The 18,956-nt window shown below is 64.3% G+C and carries 16 protein-coding genes; 6 read left to right on the plus strand and 10 right to left on the minus strand.

Going from position 1 to position 18,956, the window contains the following annotated elements:
• Nucleotides 1-11 precede the first annotated feature (11 nt).
• The 9 genes from Q0687_RS19105 to Q0687_RS19145 form a co-directional block, all read right to left on the minus strand.
• Nucleotides 12-1,118: a dipeptide ABC transporter ATP-binding protein gene (locus Q0687_RS19105; RefSeq protein ID WP_298879742.1), complete on the minus strand. Its 1,107-nt coding sequence runs from the start codon at nt 1,116-1,118 to the stop codon at nt 12-14.
• Nucleotides 1,118-2,101: an ABC transporter ATP-binding protein gene (locus tag Q0687_RS19110; protein WP_298879745.1), complete on the minus strand. Its 984-nt coding sequence runs from the start codon at nt 2,099-2,101 to the stop codon at nt 1,118-1,120. Before Q0687_RS19110 ends, Q0687_RS19105 begins: the two co-directional genes overlap by 1 nt.
• Nucleotides 2,098-2,808, minus strand: a complete 711-nt coding sequence (locus Q0687_RS19115; RefSeq protein WP_298879748.1) for a DUF1028 domain-containing protein — start codon at nt 2,806-2,808, stop codon at nt 2,098-2,100. The genes Q0687_RS19110 and Q0687_RS19115 overlap by 4 nt, the downstream gene beginning before the upstream one ends.
• Before the next feature lie 9 nt (nt 2,809-2,817).
• Complete coding sequence (locus Q0687_RS19120; protein ID WP_298879751.1) at nt 2,818-4,623, minus strand: gamma-glutamyltransferase family protein; 1,806 nt, start codon at nt 4,621-4,623, stop codon at nt 2,818-2,820.
• Between the two features lie 82 nt (nt 4,624-4,705).
• Nucleotides 4,706-5,695, minus strand: a complete 990-nt coding sequence (locus Q0687_RS19125) for an oligopeptide/dipeptide ABC transporter ATP-binding protein (protein WP_298879754.1) — start codon at nt 5,693-5,695, stop codon at nt 4,706-4,708.
• On the minus strand, nt 5,692-6,678 hold the full coding sequence (locus Q0687_RS19130) for an ABC transporter ATP-binding protein (RefSeq protein ID WP_298879757.1): 987 nt from the start codon (nt 6,676-6,678) through the stop codon (nt 5,692-5,694). The genes Q0687_RS19125 and Q0687_RS19130 overlap by 4 nt, the downstream gene beginning before the upstream one ends.
• Before the next feature lie 13 nt (nt 6,679-6,691).
• A complete protein-coding gene (locus Q0687_RS19135) occupies nt 6,692-7,651 on the minus strand; it encodes an ABC transporter permease (protein WP_298879760.1) in 960 nt (319 codons plus the stop codon).
• Nucleotide 7,652: 1 nt separating this feature from the next.
• The gene (locus Q0687_RS19140; RefSeq protein ID WP_298879763.1) at nt 7,653-8,633 is read right to left on the minus strand and encodes an ABC transporter permease; all 981 of its coding nucleotides are present in this window, start codon (nt 8,631-8,633) and stop codon (nt 7,653-7,655) included.
• 115 nt (nt 8,634-8,748) lie between these two features.
• Nucleotides 8,749-10,350: an ABC transporter substrate-binding protein gene (locus tag Q0687_RS19145; protein ID WP_298879766.1), complete on the minus strand. Its 1,602-nt coding sequence runs from the start codon at nt 10,348-10,350 to the stop codon at nt 8,749-8,751.
• A gap of 373 nt (nt 10,351-10,723) precedes the next feature.
• Here Q0687_RS19145 and Q0687_RS19150 point away from each other — a divergent pair, with 373 nt between their 5' ends.
• The 6 genes from Q0687_RS19150 (at nt 10,724) to Q0687_RS19175 (ending at nt 18,448) form a co-directional block, all read left to right on the plus strand.
• Entirely contained in the window at nt 10,724-10,981 is a 258-nt protein-coding gene (locus tag Q0687_RS19150) for a DUF6489 family protein (protein ID WP_188097842.1), read from the plus strand.
• Nucleotides 10,981-11,781 carry an alpha/beta hydrolase gene (locus Q0687_RS19155; RefSeq protein ID WP_298879775.1) on the plus strand — a complete coding sequence of 267 codons (801 nt, stop codon included), beginning with the start codon at nt 10,981-10,983 and terminating at the stop codon, nt 11,779-11,781. The genes Q0687_RS19150 and Q0687_RS19155 overlap by 1 nt, the downstream gene beginning before the upstream one ends.
• Before the next feature lie 47 nt (nt 11,782-11,828).
• Nucleotides 11,829-13,379 (plus strand): wax ester/triacylglycerol synthase family O-acyltransferase, encoded by a 1,551-nt coding sequence (locus Q0687_RS19160; protein ID WP_298879776.1) that lies wholly within the window; start codon nt 11,829-11,831, stop codon nt 13,377-13,379.
• An 18-nt stretch (nt 13,380-13,397) separates the two neighbouring features.
• Nucleotides 13,398-14,393, plus strand: coding sequence for an alpha/beta hydrolase (locus Q0687_RS19165; RefSeq protein ID WP_298879778.1), 996 nt, complete (start codon nt 13,398-13,400; stop codon nt 14,391-14,393).
• Nucleotides 14,394-14,506: 113 nt separating this feature from the next.
• Nucleotides 14,507-17,743 carry a cytochrome P450 gene (locus Q0687_RS19170; RefSeq protein ID WP_298879781.1) on the plus strand — a complete coding sequence of 1,079 codons (3,237 nt, stop codon included), beginning with the start codon at nt 14,507-14,509 and terminating at the stop codon, nt 17,741-17,743.
• Nucleotides 17,744-17,773: 30 nt separating this feature from the next.
• Nucleotides 17,774-18,448, plus strand: coding sequence for a spermidine synthase (locus tag Q0687_RS19175; RefSeq protein ID WP_298879784.1), 675 nt, complete (start codon nt 17,774-17,776; stop codon nt 18,446-18,448).
• Here the strand turns inward: Q0687_RS19175 and Q0687_RS19180 are convergent.
• On the minus strand, nt 18,445-18,909 hold the full coding sequence (locus Q0687_RS19180) for a nuclear transport factor 2 family protein (RefSeq protein WP_298879787.1): 465 nt from the start codon (nt 18,907-18,909) through the stop codon (nt 18,445-18,447). The genes Q0687_RS19175 and Q0687_RS19180 overlap by 4 nt on opposite strands.
• Nucleotides 18,910-18,956: the final 47 nt, after the last annotated feature.

Genomic DNA, 18,956 nt, shown 5'->3' on the forward strand with positions numbered 1-18,956 from the left:
CATTGCTCCGGCTACGTCGTTGTAGGCCTTGCACTCTGTATACCAACACCGGCCGGGTTCGCGCCTTCCGTCTTTCGGCTGAAAGCCGCGACTAATTTTGCCAGCGCCGGCGAAAATCCGGCCGCTGCGGGCAGGATCGTGTCCGCCGGGGGCAGCTCGCTGACGCGATGGCAGGCGGTGGCGTGGCCTGCGTCGTCGGTCACCAGCGCAGGCGCCTCGGTGCGGCAGCGGTCGATCACGAAGGGACAGCGGGTGTGGAAGCGGCAGCCGGAGGGCGGATCGAGCGCGCTCGGGATCTCGCCTTGCAGCACGACCTTTGCCCGCTTGGCGTGGGGCTGCGGCAGGGGAATCGCCGACAGCAGGGCGCGACTATAGGGATGGCGGGGCTGAGCGAACAACTCGTCTGCATCGGCCTCTTCGACGATACCGCCGAGATTCATCACAGCGACGCGGTCCGCGATGTGCTTGACCACGGCGAGGTCGTGCGAAACGAAGATGTAGGCAAGGCCGAGCCGGTCTTGAAGCTCGCGCAGCAGGTTCAGGATCTGCGAGCGGATCGAGACGTCGAGCGCGGAGACCGGCTCGTCGCAGATGATCAGCTTCGGCTCGACCGCGAGCGCGCGCGCAATGGCGATGCGCTGGCGCTGGCCGCCGGAGAATTCGTGCGGATAGCGCCGGGCCAGTCGCGGCTCGAGCCCGACCAGCCGCAGGATTTCTGCGACCCGTTCGCGCCGCTGCGCCGGCGGGACGAGATCGTGCAGCGCGAGCGGCTCGGTCAGGATCTGCGCAACCGTCATGCGCGGATTCAGCGAGGCGTAAGGGTCCTGGAAGATGATCTGCGCCTCGCGGCGGAATTTTCGCAGCGCATCCGCATCGAGCGAGAGCAGGTCGCGGCTGCCGAACCGTACCGTCCCCGCATCCGGCTCGATCAACCGCAGCACCAGGCGGCTCACGGTGGATTTGCCGCACCCGGATTCGCCGACGAGCGCGAGCGTCTTGCCGGCGTCGAGGGAGAAGGACACGCCATCGACGGCTTTGACATGCGCGCGTGCCCGCCCGAACAGCGAGCGCTCGACGACGAAATGCTTGACCAGGCCGTTGACTTCGAGCAGTGCCATCACGACACCAAAATTTCGAGCGGCGCGCGGATGCAGCGCGAGACGTGGCCGGGGCTAACGTCCACGAGCGGCGGCGGTGCCCTCGTGCAGGCCTCCAGCACGAACGGACAGCGCGCGGCGAACCGGCAACCAGCAGGCGGTTGCGCCATGTTCGGCACCATGCCTTCGATCGTCGCCAGCTGCTCGGCGCGTTGATCTAGCCGCGGGATCGAGCCAAGCAGGCCGACCGTGTAGGGATGTTGCGGCGCGGAGAACAGTTCGTCGACCGGCGCGCGCTCGACGATTTCGCCGGCATACATCACCGCGACCTCGTCGCAGACTTCTGCGACGACGCCGAGATCGTGGGTGATCAGGATGATAGCGGCGCCGCTCGCCGCCTTCAACTCGCGCATCAACTCCAGGATCTGGGCCTGCAACGTGACGTCGAGCGCAGTGGTCGGCTCGTCCGCGATCAGCAGCTGCGGATCGCAGGCGAGCGCCATCGCGATCATGACGCGCTGGCGCATGCCGCCGGAGAGCTTGTGCGGATATTCGTCGATCCGCCGCTCGGGTGAGGGGATGTGGACGCGGCGCAGCAGGTCGATGGCCCGCTCGCGCGCGCTTTTCCGCGAGCCGCCGCGATGGCGGAGGATCGTCTCGATGATCTGGTCGCCGATCGTAAAGCTCGGATTGAGCGACGTCATCGGCTCCTGAAAAATCATCGCGAGCCGGTTGCCGCGCAGGTCACGCAACGTCTGGTCCGCGGCCTTCAGGAGATCAAAGCCGTCGAAGCGGATCGCACCAGTAACCTCTGTGGTCTGCTTCGGCAGCAGCCCCATGATTGCGAGCGAGGTTACGCTCTTGCCGCAGCCGGACTCGCCGACGAGGCCGAGCGTTGCGCCATTGGCGACGCTGAGATCGACGCTGTCGACAGCATGGGTGATACGGCCGTCGTCGCCGTGGAAACGGATACGCAGGTCCCTGATCTCGATCAGAGGGCTCATGCTTGTCGCGCCCGCGCCGCAGCGATGCTGGCGTCGATGACGCTGCGATCGGTATTGCCGGCCGGGTTCTGCCGGGTCGGCATGGACGGGCGGAAGTGGACCCAGAGCTCGTGGCTGACCTGTTCGAGCCGCTCGAGCTCGCCGAGCGGATCGGGATGATCGTCGGCGCGGATATCCAGCGCCGGCCATTCCTCCTCGCCGTGGATCACAAGGGCCGCGGATTGCTTGCCCCGCTTGTCACCGCCGGCAGCTTCACCTGCGCGCATGGCCGCGAGCAGCCGGCGCGGGAAGGGCAGGCTGTCATTGGCGATGTAGGTCTTCGCCGTCTCGGCGAGCACGTCGGCGCCGGCGAGCATGTTGCCCGCGATCGAGAAGCCGCTGCCAGCGATGTGCCCGCACCAGTCGACGCAGTCGCGTCCGGTATGCGCGGCGATCGCACCGCTCGCATCCATGATGTGAATCTGCCGGCTCTCGCGGCCGCTGTCGGTCGCGAGCAGGGCGGCGAGCACATCATGCGCGTTCAGGCCATCGCGGAGCAGCTTGACGCCATCGATGCCATAATAGGGATTGACGAAGGCCTGGGTTGCGATGGCGCCGAGGCCGGCTGCGATGTAGGGGACGCGCGCGCCGACGGCGAAGAAGCGGGTCGCTACCGCAATGCCGAACTGGCCGGTGGCAGGATCTCGCGCAATGATCGACCAGGTCATGAGCTGCCTTTAGCGTCCCGCGGCGTAGCCCTGCATGCCGCGCGGATTGGCCGCGGCGCGGCGGCGTACGCCGACGCGCGAGGCCGCGGTGAGGCGGCCCTCCGACCAGTCGGGGCCGACCTCGACGATATGCCCGCGCTCACGCAAGTTCTCGATCGTCGCCTTCGGCACTCGGTTCTCGACCACGAGCACGCCGGGGCGCGCGGTGCGTGGCCAGAACGAGATCGGGAAATGCTCGGAGTGCCAGGCCGGCGCGTCGATCGATTCCTGCAGGTTGAGGTTGCAATGGACGTGACGCAGGAAGAACTGCGTGATCCATTGATCCTGCTGGTCGCCGCCGGGCGAACCCCAAGCCAAATACGGCTCGCCGTCGCGCAGTGCCATAGTCGGCGACAGCGTGGTGCGCGGCCGCTTGCCCGGCGCGAGCGAGCCGGGGTGGTCTTCCTCCAGCCAGAACATTTGGGCGCGGCTGCCTAGGCAAAAGCCGAGCTCTGGAATGATTGGTGAGGATTGCAGCCAGCCACCTGACGGTGTCGAGGATATCATGTTGCCGGCCTTGTCGATGATGTCGAAATGCACGGTGTCGCCGCGCACCTCGCCGAAGCGACCTACGGTCGGTTCGCCGGCGCCGAGCGCGCCGACCGCCTCGCGTTGCCCTTCGGCGCGACGCAGCTTGACCACGCCGCCAAAACCTTCGATCGAGCCGGGTACGAAATCGAGCGAGGCCTTGTCGGTGACGAGTTTGCGGCGTTCGTCGTTGTAGGCGTCCGACAGCAGCGTTCCGATCGGGATCTCGGAGAACTTGGGATCGCCGTAGAATTTCTCGCGGTCGGCGAAGGCAAGCTTCGCGCATTCGATCTGGAGATGGATGAATTCCGGCCCGGTCGGATCGAGACCGTCCAGCGCAAAGCCTTTGAGCAGCGCGAGCTGCTGCAGGGTAACGGGGCCCTGGCTCCAGACGCCGGCCTTGCAGACGGTGTAGCGGCCATAATCGTAGGTGAGCGGCGCCTCGACGGTCGGCTGCCAGCGCGCCATGTCGTCGGCGGAGAGCACGCCGCGATGTGGCGAGCCGCTGACGTCCATCACCTCCTGCGTCCGGCAGAATTTGTCGATGGCTTCCGCGACAAAGCCTTGCGACCAGGCTTTTCGCGCGCGCTCGATCTCGGCGTCGCGACCGCCACCGCCGCTTTCGGCCTCGTTGAGAATGCGCGTGTAGGTCGCTGCCAGCGTCTTGTTGGTGAAGATCGTACCGGGTTTCGGCACTTCGCCGTTCGGCAGGTAGACCGCCGCCGAGGTTGGCCAGTGCTTGCGGAACAGTTGCTCGACGGTCTGGATCGTGGCGCAGGCGCGCTCGACCAGCGGGTAACCGTCGCGGGCGTAGGAGATCGCAGGCTCGAGCACGTCGCGCACGCGCATGGTGCCGTAGTCACGCAGCAGCATCATCCAGGATTCGAAGGTGCCGGGGACGCAGGCCGCGAGCAGGCCGGTGCCCGGCACCATGTCGAGGCCTTCGCTCTTGTAATGCGCGATCGTGGCGCGCGCCGGGGCCGGGCCCTGGCCGCAGATCACCTCGGTGCGGCCGCGCTTCACGTCATGGACAATAACAGGCACATCGCCGCCGGGGCCGTTCAGATGCGGCTCGACGACCTGAAGGGTGAAGGCAGTGGCAACGCCGGCATCGAAAGCATTGCCGCCCTTTTCCAGGATGGCCATGCCGACGGCGGTCGCGATCCAGTGCGTGGTCGCGACGACCCCGAAAGTGCCCTCGATTTCGGGGCGTGTCGTGAAGGGATCGGGATTGACGTTGCTGGCCATGGGCTACCTCATTGACGGCGCGCGCAATTGATCACATCCAATGCTGGGATGCCAAATGCACAGGTCGCATGGCACGCGCGCGTTATGCCGGGACCGGCGCGGTGTTAACCGCATGGCAGGCGACGCCGTCGATCAGCTTTGGAACTTCCTTGCGGCAAAGGTCGAATGCCAGCGGACAGCGCGGATTGAAGGAGCAGCCGGAGGGCGGATTGATCGGGTTCGGAATCTCGCCCTTCACCGGAATGCGCTGGCGGCCGCTCATAGCAAGATCAGGCACGGCACCCAGCAGCATCTTGGTGTAGGGCATGCGCGGGCGGGCGAACAACTCGCGCCCCTCCGCGATCTCGACGATGCGGCCGAGATACATCACGCCGACCCGGCTCGCCATGTGGCGGACCACGGCGAGGTTGTGGCTGATGAACATATAGGTCAGGCCGAACTTGTCCTGGAGGTCGCGCATCAGGTTCAGGATCTGCGCCTGCACGGAGACGTCGAGCGCGGAAGTTGGCTCGTCGCAAACGATGAATTCGGCGTCGGAGGCGAGCGCCCGCGCGATCGCGATACGCTGGCGCTGGCCGCCGGAGAATTCATGCGGGAATTTCAGCCGATCGTCGGGATGCAGGCCGACGAGGGTCAAAAGTTCGCCGACGCGGGCCTGGATGTCGCGTTCGCCCTGAATCAGGTCGAAGGCGCGGATCGGCTCAGAGATGATGGCATCGACGCGGAAGCGCGGGTTCAGGCTCGCATAGGGGTCCTGAAAGATCATCTGGATGCGGCGACGGAGCTTTCGGCGGGCCGGAGCTTGCCGCGGATCCGTCATCGAGACGCCGTCAATCAGGACGTCGCCGGAGCTCGGCGGCAACAGGCCGACCACCATCCGCGCCACAGTGGTCTTGCCCGAGCCGGACTCGCCGACCAGCGCAAAGGTCTCGCCCTTCCTGATATCGAAGGTCACGCCGTCGACGGCCTTGAGATATTCGAGCTGGCCGCCCTCGAGCACGCGGTTGAGCCAGGGTTTTGAAACGTCGAAGACGCGGCGCAGATTTGTGCCCTGGACGAAGGGAGTGCTCATGCCGCGGTCTCCGCCGACACCGGATCATAGAGATGGCAAGCGACCGATTGCGCGCCGCGCGACAGCGGCTCCGGCCGGTCGACCCGGCAACGATCGAAAGCCGAGGCGCAGCGCGGGTTGAACGAGCAGCCGCGCGGGATCGCAGACAAGCGCGGCATCGAGCCGGGGATCTGCACCAGGCGCTTGTCGTCGCCGGCAAGCGTCGGAATCGCGCCCATCAGGCCCTTGGCATAGGGATGCAGCGGGTTCCTCACGACGTCCTGCACCGGGCCGATCTCGGCGACGCGGCCGGCATACATCACCGCGACGCGGTCCGAGGTCTCGGCGATCACGCCCATGTCGTGGGTCACCAGCATCACGGCGGTGCCGTGATCGCGGCCGAGCCGCTTGATCAGCGAGATGATCTGCGCCTGCACCGAGACGTCGAGCGCGGTCGTTGGCTCGTCCGCGATGATCAGCTCCGGCTCGGCGCAGATCGCAAGCGCAATCACCACGCGTTGGCGCATGCCGCCGGAGAATTCGTGCGGGTAGCCGTCGATGCGCTTGTCCGGCGCGGGAATGCCGACTTCAGCAAGCAGGTCGATGGCGCGGCGGCGGGCCGCCGTCTCGGACAGGTCGAGATGGGTCCGGATCGTCTCGACGATCTGGTCGCCGACCTTGTACAGCGGGTTGAGCGAGGTCAGCGGATCCTGGAAGATCATGCCGATGCGCTTGCCACGAATACGGCGCATCTCCTCCGGCGGCAGATTGTCGATGCGCAGGCCGGCGAGGCGAATCTCGCCGCCGGCGATGCGCCCGGGCGGATCGATCAGGCCGATCACCGAAAGCCCGGTGACGGACTTGCCGGCGCCGGATTCGCCGACCACGCCCAGCACTTCGCCCTTGGCGATATCGAACGAGACGCCGTCGATGGCGCGCAGCGTGCCGCGGCGGGAGGCGAACTCGACCTGAAGATTGCGGACGGAGAGAACGGGCTCGGTCATGAACGCTGCATGCTCATCGGAGTTTCGGGTTGAGGGCGTCGCGCAGCCAGTCGCCGAGCAGGTTGATCGACAGGATCAACGCTGCGAGTGCGATTCCGGGGAAGGCGACGATCCACCATTCGCCTGCGAACAGATAGCCGTTGCCGATGCGGATCAGCGTGCCGAGCGACGGCATGGTCTCGGGCATGCCCGAGCCGAGGAATGACAGCGTCGCCTCGGTGATGATGGCGAGCGCGAGGTTGATGGTGGCGATAACGAGGATCGGCCCCGTGGTGTTCGGCAGCACGTGGCGCAGCATGATCACGGGGGCGGGCAGGCCGATCAATTGCGCGGCTGCGACGTAATCCTTGTTCTTCTCGACCATGACAGAGCCGCGCACCGTACGGGCGTATTGCACCCAGAAGCTCAGGCCGATCGCGAAGACGAGGACCGCCAGCATGCTCATCTCGTCGAGCCTGTTGCCGAAGACCGATTTGGCGATGCCGTTGATCAAGAGCGCGATCAGGATGGCCGGAAAAGACAGCTGCACGTCGGCGATGCGCATGATCAGCCCGTCGACGGCGCCGCCGAAATAACCGGCGGTCAACCCGAGCAGGATGCCGATCGCGCCGGAGAGGACGACGCCGAGGACGCCGACGAGCAGCGAGATGCGCAGGCCGTAGAGGATCGCGGACAGCACGTCGCGGCCCTGCTCGTCGGTGCCGAGCAGGAATGGGCTCTGGCCGTCGGCGGTCCAGAGTGGCGAGATACGCGAATTCATCAGCTGGAGCTGTGCGGGGTCGAACGGGTTTTGCACCGACAGCACGGAAGCAAAGATCGCGATCAGGAAGAACACCAGCGTCACGCCCGCCGCGATCATGGTGATCCTGGAACGGCGGAACGAATAGAACAGGTCGCTGTCGAGCGCGCGCTTGAACCAGCCTGGTGCGGCGGCGCGCTTCTCAACCTTGTGGGGAACGACGGCCTCGCTCATCTCAATGTGCCCGGCTGACCGTCGAGCGCAGCCGCGGATCGACGATGGTGTAGAGGATATCAACCACGAGGTTGATGGTGACGAAGATCAGGGACACCATCATCAGATAGGCCGCCATGATCGGGATATCGACGTTCTGGACGGCCTGCACGAACAAGAGTCCCATGCCCGGCCACTGGAACACTGTTTCGGTGATGATTGCGAAAGCAATGACCGAGCCAAATTGCAGGCCTGCAACGGTGATCACGGGAATCAGCGTATTGCGCAGCGCGTGGCCGAAATGGATCGCCCGCGTGGTCAATCCACGCGCGCGGGCGAAGCGGATGTAGTCCGTCCGCAACACTTCCAGCATCTCCGCGCGGACGAGGCGCATGATCAACGTCATCTGGAACAGGCCAAGCGTGATCGACGGCATGATCAGTGCTTTCAGGCCTGACAAGGTCAGGAGTCCCGTCGTCCACCAGCCGATATGCACGACGTCGCCCCGCCCGAACGAGGGCAGCCAGCCGAGGGTCACCGAAAACAGATAGATCATGAGAATGCCGATCAGGAAGGTCGGCAGCGAGATGCCGATCAAGGAGACGGCCTGGAATATGTGCGTGAGCCAGCTGTCACGGCGAAGCGCCGAATAGACGCCCATCAGGATGCCGCAGACCATCGCGAAGATGGTGGCGCAAACCGCGAGCTCGAGCGTCGCGGGCATCCGCTCCATCAGCAGGTCGGTGACCGGCAGGCGGAACTGGTAGGACACGCCGAACTTGAACTGCGCGGCGTTGCCGATATAGCGGCCAAATTGCACGACCACGGGATCGTCGAGGCCGAGCGATTTGCGGATCGCGGCGCGTTCGGCGCCCGATGTATCCATCCCGACCATTTGGCTCACGGGATCGCCGGCGAACCGGAACATCGAGAATGCGATGACCCCGACGGCGATCATCACGCCGATGGCCTGGATGGCCCGGCGCAGTGTGAAAGCGAGCATCTGTTCCTTTCACATCTCTTCAGTAGCACGCATCATTGCGTTAGCCCGAAACAACAAGTCCCGGAAGCCATGTTTTAGAAGTATTGGCTTCCGGGACTCCACAAGATGTCGATACCTACTCGTCCTGCTTGGTCGCCCAGTAGAGCCTGACCATGTTGTCCGCACTCTGGGTCAGCTTCACCTTCTTCGAGACGCCCCAGGCGAGCGCCTGCTGGTGCAGCGGGACATAGGCCCAGTCCTTCATCGAAAGCTCGAAGGCCTGCTTGATCAGCAGATCGCGCTTGGTCGGGTCGGATTCCACGAGGACCTTGTCGGCAAGCGCGTCGAACTCCTTGTTGCAGTAACCGGCAAGATTGGCTTCGCCACGGTTCGGATCCTTCGGATCGTCCCGACAGCCCATGATGTCGTGAAGCACGTTCTGGGAGTCCAGCGTATCCGGGGTCCAGCCCAGCATGAACAGCGAGGTCTTGTAGCCGCCGGGCTTCAGCACCTTTGCGAAATACTGGGCCTTCGGCTGCGCCAGCAGGTCCACCTTGATGTTGATGCGGGCGAGCATGCCGACGATGGCCTGGCAGATCGCGGCATCATTCACGTAGCGATCGTTCGGGCAATCCATCGTCACCTCGAAACCGTCGGCATAGCCAGCGTCGGCGAGGAGCTTCTTGGCGGCGTCCGGATCGAACTTCGGCCGGGTGAAGTCCTTCGACATCGCGAAGATCTCCGGTGCGACCATCAATGCGGACGGCGTGGACAGGCCGCGCATGACGCGATTCTTGATCAGATCGATGTCGATCGCCCGGTAGACCGCTTCGCGGACGCGAACGTCCTTGAACGGGTTCTTGCCCTTGACGTTGGAGTAGAGCAGCTCGTCACGCGCCTGGTCCATGCCGACGAAGATGGTGCGGAGCTCGGGTCCCGTCAGCACCGTGGCGTTGGCGCTCGCTTTGACGCGCTCGATGTCCTGGACCGGAACCGGTTCGATCACGTCGACTTCGCCCGACAGCAGCGCCGCGACCCGCGTGGCCGGGTTTGCGATCGGTGTGAAGACGATCTCCTTCAGATTATGTTCCGGCTTGCCCCACCAGTTCGGATTGGCCTTGAACACGGTCTTTACGCCCGGCTGATGGCTCTCGATGATGAAGGGACCGGTGCCGTTTTCGTGGAGCGAAGCGTAGCTCGGAGTCGTCGCGGCCGCCGGCGTCGGTGCCACCGCATCGTTCGCCTCTGCCCATTTCTTGTCCATGATGTACCAGGTCGCCCACAGCGCCGTCAGGATCGGATTGGGCGAGGTCAGGACGAAATCGACGGTGTAGTCGTCGACCTTGACGACCTTGGCGTCGGCGGGGACGCGGCTCAGGAAGTTGGAGCCTTTTGCCCGCACGCGCTCGGCAGAGAACACCACATCGTCAGCGGTGAAGGGATCCCCATTGTGGAATTTCACGCCCTTGCGCAGGTGAAAGCGCCAGCGGGTCGGCTCCGGTGTCTCCCAGCTTTCGGCGAGCGCCGGGATGATCTTCAGGTCCTTGCCGCGGGCGACCAGGCCCTCATAGACATGACCGAGATGCGCGCTGGTAGTCGACTCGTTCAGCGTGTATGGGTCGAGCGATTTCAGCTCACCCTGATTGGCGTAGCGCAGCGTCTGGCTCGACGCCGGCGAGACCGCCAACGCCAGCACACCGGCGAGCGTCGCCGCAAACAAACTTCGTCCGACTGACATTCTTGACCCTCTCCACTCGCCCACACCGTAATTTTTGATTGTTCGGTGGGGTTGATCGATCCATGTTGCCCAGAGTTCTCGACCCGTGCAAGCGCCATTCCAGCAAGGAACGCGCCAAGTTGCACCGCTGTGCAGCAATGCTGACCAACAATTTAGGGGAGAGAGGCGCACCAGCGACATTGGACTTTCGACCTGTCAGGCCTCGAAATAAGGGTGGAAACGGCCCGCCAGCGCCCATTCGCGCGGATTATTTGATTGACCATGTCGGCCGATTGCGGAAGCCGCGCATCCGGTCCCGGTTCAGGTCGCTTGCGTCGCACGCCATGTCGCGGCGATACTGCGTGACGCCGCTCGAATCTCATCCGGAGGGGACATGAAGGTTAATATCGAAATCGACTGCACCCCCCTCGAGGCCCGCCAGTTCTTCGGATTGCCTGACGTGTCGCCGATGCAGGTTGCAGTGATGGACAAGCTCCAACAGCAGGTCTTGAGCAATATCGACAAGGTCTCGCCGGAATCGCTGATCCAGAGCTGGTTCACTTTCGATCCCAAGCTGGCGGAACGGTTTCAGGACATGTTTGTCACCATGGCCGGGCTCGGCGCCCCGCGCAGCGGCGACAAGAAGAAGTAATGCCCGACGCGCGCGACGGGGCGCCAGGCTCGGGCGGGCTTCGTCCGCCGGCCCTCGGCCTGCTGCTCGCCGAGGCGCGTGGCCTGTTCGAATTCAACGCCAGCGTGCTGCTGTCGCCGCTGCTGATGCGCGCGCCCAGGGGCGATGGCCATCCGGTGCTGACGCTGCCGGGCTTTCTCGCCAGCGATCTGTCGATGGCACCGATGCGGCGCTATCTCGGCGAACTCGGCTATGAAGCCCATGCTTGGCGGATGGGCCGCAACCTCGGCGGACTGGCGCGGATGCGCCAAGCCCTGCGCGCGCGTCTCACCGAGATTCACGCCGCAACCGGGCGCAAGGTCAGCCTGGTCGGATGGAGCCTCGGTGGCGTCTATGCCCGCGATCTCGCGCTGCAGGCGCCCGATCTGGTCCGCTATGTCATCACGCTCGGCAGCCCCTTTGCGAATGATGTACGGGCGACCAATGCGACCGCGCTGTACGAAGCGTTGTCCGGCGAGCGGGTCGAGGACTTTGCCGAACTGCGCGAGGCGATCGCCGGTGATCTGAAGGTGCCGGCGACGTCGATTTATTCGCGCGCCGATGGCGTTGTGAACTGGCGGACCTGTCTGCTGCGCCCCAACGAGCGGGCCGAGAATATCGAAGTGTATTTCGCTAGCCATATCGGTCTCGGGGTGAACCCCGCGGCGTTGTGGGCGGTGGCCGATCGCCTGGCGCAACCGGAGGGGGAGTTCTGGCCATTTGATCGGGCCGGGCCGTTTGCCATTGCATATGCCCCGCCGGAGCGGGCAATATCGACCTGACGAGAAGCGCCAGCAAGGCGCCAGTCGAGAGTTAAGCGGAGGGAACTATGGCTGACGGTAAGAAACTGTCGTCGCTGGACGCGTCATTTCTCTATCTGGAAACGCCCGAGATGCCGATGCACGTCGGCAGCATGGCGATCTTTCGCCTGCCTGACGACTACAAGGGCGACTTCTTCGAAGACTTCAAGGCGATGATCGTGTCGCGGCTGCACATCGCGCCGATCCTCAAGGCGCGCCTGGAGAAGGCGCCGCTCGACATCGATCATCCCTCCTGGGTCGAGGACGACCAGTTCGACATCGACCGTCACATCTTCCGCGCCAGCCTGCCGGCGCCGCGCGACCGCGCCACGCTCGAGCGCATCGTCGGCTGGATGCATGCCAAGCTGCTGAACCGCGCCCGCCCGCTCTGGGAGTTCTACGTGTTCGAGGGCATGAAGGACAATGAGGTCGGGCTCTACTCCAAGATGCACCATGCCGCCATCGACGGCGGCGCCGGCGCGGCCCTCACCAACATGATCTACGACATCTCGCCGATCCCGCGAAAGGTCGAGCCGCCGACCGGCGGGTCCAAGCCCGGGCAGGAGCCGCGCGACATCGCTGCCAACCTGCTCGATTCCTATCAGCAGCTCTTCAGCCAACCGCTCGAAGCTTCGACGGCCGCGAAGAACCTGCAATTGCCGCGCACCGGCAAGAGCGACATCGGGTCGATCCTGTTCGACAATGCGATGTACCAGATCGAGAGCGCGGTGCGCTTCGCCGGCAATATTCCGACCATGGTCAAGAGCGTCTCAGACGTGCTCGGCAAGATTTCCGATCCGAAGTCGCGCGAAAGCCTCGCCAGCATGGTGTCGCCGCCGACCATGCTCAACAAGACGATTTCGTCGGAGCGCAGTTTTGCCGGCGTGTCGATCTCTCTGTCGCGCTCGAAGGCGCTGGCCAAGCAGGCCGGCGGCAAGCTCAACGACGTTGTGCTGGCGCTCGCCTCGGGCGTGGTCCGCCGCTATCTGCTGCAATATGGCACGCTGCCGGCAAAGTCCCTGACCGCCGCCGTGCCGATCTCGCTGCGCGAGGAGGGCAACACCGAGGCCAATAACCAGGTGTTCGGCATGATCTGCTCGATCGCGACCAATATCGCGGATCCCAAGGCGCGGCTTGAGGCCATCATCGCGCAGTCGACCAAGTCCAAGGAGATGTCGCACCCGCTGCGGGCCTTGATGCCGCAGGTCTCCAACATCTCGATGCTAGGGGCGCCGATCATCGTCCAGATCCTAGCACTGCTCTATAGCCGCTCGGACCTGTCGGATGTGTTGCCGCCAGCTGCCAATATCACCGTCTCCAACGTGCCAGGGCCGCGGCAGACGCTCTACGCGGCCGGCGCCGAGCTGCTGCACATCTTCCCGGTGTCGATCTCGACGCATGGGCAGGCGCTCAATATCACCGTGCAGAGCTATCGCGACCAACTCGATTTCGGCTTCATCGTCGGCGCCAACATCATTCCGCATGTGCAGGTGATGTGCGACATGCTGCCGGAGGAGTTCGCCGCGCTCGAAGCGGCCTATGCGCCGCCTGCGTCCGACGTCAAGGGCGCGGCCGAATAGGAAGTCAGGATTCTTGCAATGATCGAAATGCCGCCGCTCAAGTTCGCTCAGACGAACGGAATTCGCATGGGCTATTACGAGGCAGGCCCGGTGACCGACAAGCCGCCGGTTGTCTTGTGCCATGGCTGGCCCGAGCTCGCCTTTTCCTGGCGTCACCAGATCAAGGCGCTGAGCGAGGCCGGCATCCGCGTGATCGCGCCGGACCAGCGCGGTTACGGCGCGACCGACCGGCCTGAGCCGGTCGAAGCCTATGACATGGAGCACCTGACCGGCGATCTCGTTGGGCTGCTCGATCATCTCAACATCGAGAAGGCGATTTTCGTCGGCCATGATTGGGGTGGCTTCGTCGTCTGGCAGATGCCGCTGCGGCACCCCACGCGTGTTGCCGGCGTCGTCGGTGTCAACACACCGCATTGGGACCGCGCGCCGATGGATCCGATCGCGCTGTTCCGCCAGCGCTTCGGCGACCAGATGTACATCGTTCAGTTCCAGGATCCGGCACGCGAGCCGGACAGGATCTTCGGCAGCCGCGTCGAGCAGACCTTTGATGCTTTCATGCGCAAGCCGCTGCCGCGGCCGGCGGAGAAATCAGGGGAGCCGCCGATCGCCGGCGTTGGCGCATCGTCGAAGACCAACCTGGCATTTCCTCAGATGATCGCGGCTTATGACGCCAAGGTCGATCCGCGCGCGCCGATCCTATCTGCCGACGAGAAAAAGGTGTTCGTCGATACTTTCACGCAGACCGGCTTCACCGGTGGCATCAACTGGTATCGCAATTTCACCCGCAATTGGGAGCGCTCGAAAGGTCTCGACCACCACATCAGCGTGCCGTCGCTGATGATCATGGCCGAGAACGATGCGGTGCTGCCGCCGTCGGCGGCTGACGGCATGGAAAAGCTGGTCGCTGACCTCGAGAAGTACCTGGTGAAGGACAGCGGCCATTGGACGCAGCAGGAGAAGCCGGGAGAGGTCAGCGCCATCTTGATCGAATGGCGTAAAAGGCGGTTTGGCTGACGACGCAGTCGTCATCCCGGGGCGACGCATAGCGTCGAAGCCGGGATCTCGAGATTCCGGGTCTGTTCCTTCGGACCATCCCGGAACGACGCAAGGCGGGGGGAAGCGTAGCAATGTCATCGAAGAACCGTCTGGACCCGATTCCGCAGCCGCCGACCAAGCCGGTGGTCGGCAACATGCTGTCGCTGGATTCGGCCGCGCCGGTGCAGCACCTGACTCGGCTCGCCAAGGAGCTGGGCCCGATCTTCTGGCTCGACATGATGGGCTCGCCGATCGTCGTCGTGTCCGGCCATGATCTCGTCGACGAGCTCTCCGACGAAAAGCGCTTCGACAAGACGGTGCGCGGTGCGCTGCGGCGCGTGCGTGCGGTGGGCGGCGACGGCCTGTTCACGGCGGACACCAAGGAGCCGAACTGGAGCAAGGCGCACAACATCCTGCTCCAACCGTTCGGCAACCGCGCCATGCAGTCCTACCATCCGAGCATGGTCGATATCGCCGACCAGCTCGTTCAGAAATGGGAGCGCCTGAACGCCGACGACGAGATCGACGTCGTCCATGACATGACCGCGCTGACGCTTGATACGATCGGGCTGTGCGGTTTCGAATACCGCTTCAACTCGTTCTATCGGGGTGACTATCACCCGTTCGTCGAGTCGCTGGTGCGCTCGCTAGAAACCATCATGATGACGCGCGGCCTGCCGTTCGAGCAGCTCTGGATGCAGAAGCGCCGCAAGACGCTCGGCGAAGACGTCGCCTTCATGAACAAGATGGTCGACGAGATCATCGCCGAGCGCCGCAAGAGCGCGGAAGGCATTGACGACAAGAAGGACATGCTGGCCGCGATGATGACCGGCGTCGACCGCTCCTCGGGCGAGCAGCTCGACGACGTCAACATCCGTTACCAGATCAACACGTTCCTGATCGCGGGTCACGAGACCACCAGCGGCCTGTTGTCCTACACGCTCTATGCACTGCTCAAGCATCCGGACATTCTCAGAAAGGCCTATGACGAGGTCGACCGCGTCTTCGGCCCCGATGTCAATGCCAAGCCGACCTACCAGCAGGTGACCCAACTCACCTACATCACGCAGATCCTGAAAGAGGCGCTGCGGCTGTGGCCGCCAGCGCCGGCCTACGGCATCTCGCCGCTCAACGACGAGACCATCGGCGGCGGCAAGTACAAGCTCCGGAAGGGCACATTCATCACCATCCTGGTGACGGCACTGCATCGCGACCCCAGCGTCTGGGGGCCGAATCCCGATGCTTTCGATCCCGAGAATTTCAGCAAGGAGGCCGAGGCCAAGCGGCCGATCAACGCCTGGAAGCCATTCGGTAACGGCCAACGCGCCTGCATCGGTCGAGGCTTCGCCATGCACGAGGCGGCGCTGGCGCTCGGCATGATCTTGCAGCGCTTCAAGCTGATCGATCATCAGCGCTATCAGATGCACTTGAAGGAAACGCTGACGATGAAGCCGGAGGGCTTCAAGATCAAGGTCCGTCCGCGTGCGGATCGCGAGCGCGGCGCCTATGGCGGCCCGGTCACGGCTGCCGCTTCTGCGCCAAGGGCACCGCGCCAGCCGACCACGCGGCCCGGTCACAACACGCCGATGCTGGTGCTGTATGGCTCCAATCTCGGCACCGCCGAGGAGCTTGCGACGCGCATGGCTGATCTTGCCGAGATCAACGGCTTTGCCGTGCATCTCGGCCCGCTCGACGACTACGTCGGCAAGCTGCCGCAGCAGGGCGGCGTGCTGATCATCTGCGCATCCTACAATGGCGCCCCGCCTGACAATGCGACGCAGTTCGTCAAATGGCTCGGCGAGGACCTGCCGAAGGATGCTTTCGCCGGTGTGCGCTACGCCGTGTTCGGCTGCGGCAACAGCGACTGGGCCGCGACCTATCAATCAGTACCGCGCTTCATCGACGAGCAACTGTCCAAGCATGGCGCACGCGCGGTCTATCCGCGCGGCGAGGGCGATGCGCGCAGCGATCTCGACGGCCAGTTCCAGAAATGGTTCCCGGCGGCCGCCCAGGTCGCCACCAAGGAGTTCGGTATCGACTGGAACTTCACCCGCACTGCGGAAGACGATCCGCTCTATGCGATCGAGCCTGTCGCGGTGGCCGCCGTCAACACCGTCGTCGCCCAGGGCGGCGCTGTCGCGATGAAAGTGCTGGCCAATGACGAGCTTCAGAACAAGTCCGGTGCAAATCCGTCCGAGCGCTCGACGCGCCATATCGAGGTGCAGCTTCCTGCCAACATCACCTACCGTGTCGGCGATCACCTAAGCGTCGTTCCGCGCAACGACCCGACACTGGTGGATTCGGTCGCCCGCCGCTTCGGGTTCCTGCCGGCCGACCAGATCAGGCTTCAGGTGGCCGAAGGCCGGCGCGCGCAATTGCCTGTCGGCAATGCCGTCTCGGTCGGTCGCCTGCTCAGCGAATTCGTCGAGCTGCAACAGGTCGCAACGCGCAAACAGATCCAGACTATGGCCGAGCATACTCGCTGCCCGGTGACCAAGCCGAAGCTGCTGGCCTTCGTCGGCGAGGAGTCTGAGCCACTGGAGCGTTATCGCTCCGAGATTCTGGCCAAGCGCAAATCGGTGTTCGACCTGCTGCTCGAATATCCAGCCTGCGAATTGCCGTTCCACGTCTATCTGGAAACGCTCTCGCTGCTGGCGCCGCGCTATTACTCGATCTCATCCTCGCCGTCGGTGGATCCGGCGCGTTGCAGCGTCACTGTCGGCGTGGTCGAAGGACCGGCGGCCTCAGGCCGCGGCACGTACAAGGGCATCTGCTCGAACTATCTCGCCAACCGGCGCGCGGGCGACACGGTCTACGCCACCGTGCGCGAAACCAAGGCCGGCTTCCGGCTGCCCGACGATCCCTCCATTCCGATCATCATGATCGGGCCGGGTACGGGGCTCGCGCCGTTCCGCGGCTTTCTCCAGGAGCGCGCCGCGCGCAAGGCGAAGGGCGCCAGCCTCGGACCGTCCGTGTTGTTTTTCGGCTGTCGCCATCCAGACCAGGACTTCCTGTATGCGGACGAGCTGAAGGCGCTGGCTGCGAGCGGCATCACCGAGCTCTTCACCGCCTTCTCGCGCGCGGATGGCCCGAAGACCTATGTGCAGCACGTGCTCGCCGCGCAGAAGGATAAGGTCTGGCCGCTGATCGAGCAGGGCGCGATCATCTATGTTTGCGGCGACGGCAGCAGGATGGAGCCTGACGTGAAGGCTGCGCTCGTTGCGATCTACCGCGAGAAGAGCGGTGGCGACGTGGCCGCGGGCGCACGCTGGATCGAGGAGATGGGCGCGAAGAACCGCTATGTGCTCGACGTCTGGGCAGGTGGGTGACCGCCGGCCCAATCGTGCTAAAGCTCTCGCATGATTCCCTGGGAAAAACTCGACACCGCCAAAATCCCCGGCTCCGACGAGGAACTCCGCCTGATGCGGCGGGGCAAGGAGTTTTCCATCAAGCTCGGCACCAACGAGCTGATGAACAATCGCCTGTCGGGCTCCGAAGCCGCGCTTGCGACGCTGGCGGCGAAGCAGATCGAGAAAGTCGCAAAACCGGCCGTGCTCATTGGCGGCCTCGGCATGGGTTTTACATTGCGCGCGTCGCTCGCCGTGCTTGGAGCCAAGGCGAAGATTGTGGTCTCCGAGCTGGTGCCGGCGGTCGTCACCTGGGCCCGCGGGCCGATGGCGGAAGTGTTCGGCGACAGTCTCGACGATGCCAGGGTGAGCGTCCGCGAGACCGATGTCGGTGAGATCATCCGGGCGAAGAGCTCGGCCTTTGACGCTATCCTGCTCGATGTCGACAACGGACCGGAAGGGCTGACCCGCAAGGGCAATGACGCGCTCTACAGTGCGAGCGGCCTCGCAGCGGCGAAGGCGGCGTTGCGGCCGGGCGGTGTGCTCGCCATCTGGTCATCGGGGCCGAACCCCGCCTTCACCAAGCGTCTCGGCCGCGCCGGCTTCGACGTCAACGAGATCAACGTCCGCGCCACCGGCAGGGGTGGCGGTGCGCGCCATGTGATCTGGATCGCGAAGAAAAGTTAGAACATCGTGTTGTTGTTCGCCGGATTGTCCGGGACCGGCTGAACCACGTCCCAATGCTCGACGATCTTGCCGTTCTCGAGCTTGAAGATATCGACGATCGCATTGCCCTTGGTGCCGGGTTCGCGAACTGCGTTGACGTGAAGGATGACGTAGTCGCCATCCACGAACGAGCGCTTGATCTCGCTGTGCGAGTTCGGAAACTTTTCGCGCAAGAAGCCGATGAACTTCCGGAAGCCCTCCGGTCCATCGGCCGCGTTCGGGTTGTGCTGGGTGTAGCGGTCGCCGACATAGGCGAGCGCGCCATCCGCGTCCTTCTGATTGAGACCCTTCTCGTAGAAGGCAAGCACGGCCTTGCGGTTCGCTTCTTCCTGGGCGCTACCTGCCATCGCGGCGCCGCCAGCGAGCGACAGCATGAGAACTGAAGCGGCGACCATTGTCGCCGACCGGGTGATGAGAAACATGAGAGCTCCGAGAGGCGGCAAGCCTCTGTGTTGCGAATGAGGAACGT

The sequence above is a fragment of the uncultured Bradyrhizobium sp. genome (assembly GCF_936928535.1).
In the GTDB taxonomy this organism is placed as follows: domain Bacteria; phylum Pseudomonadota; class Alphaproteobacteria; order Rhizobiales; family Xanthobacteraceae; genus Bradyrhizobium.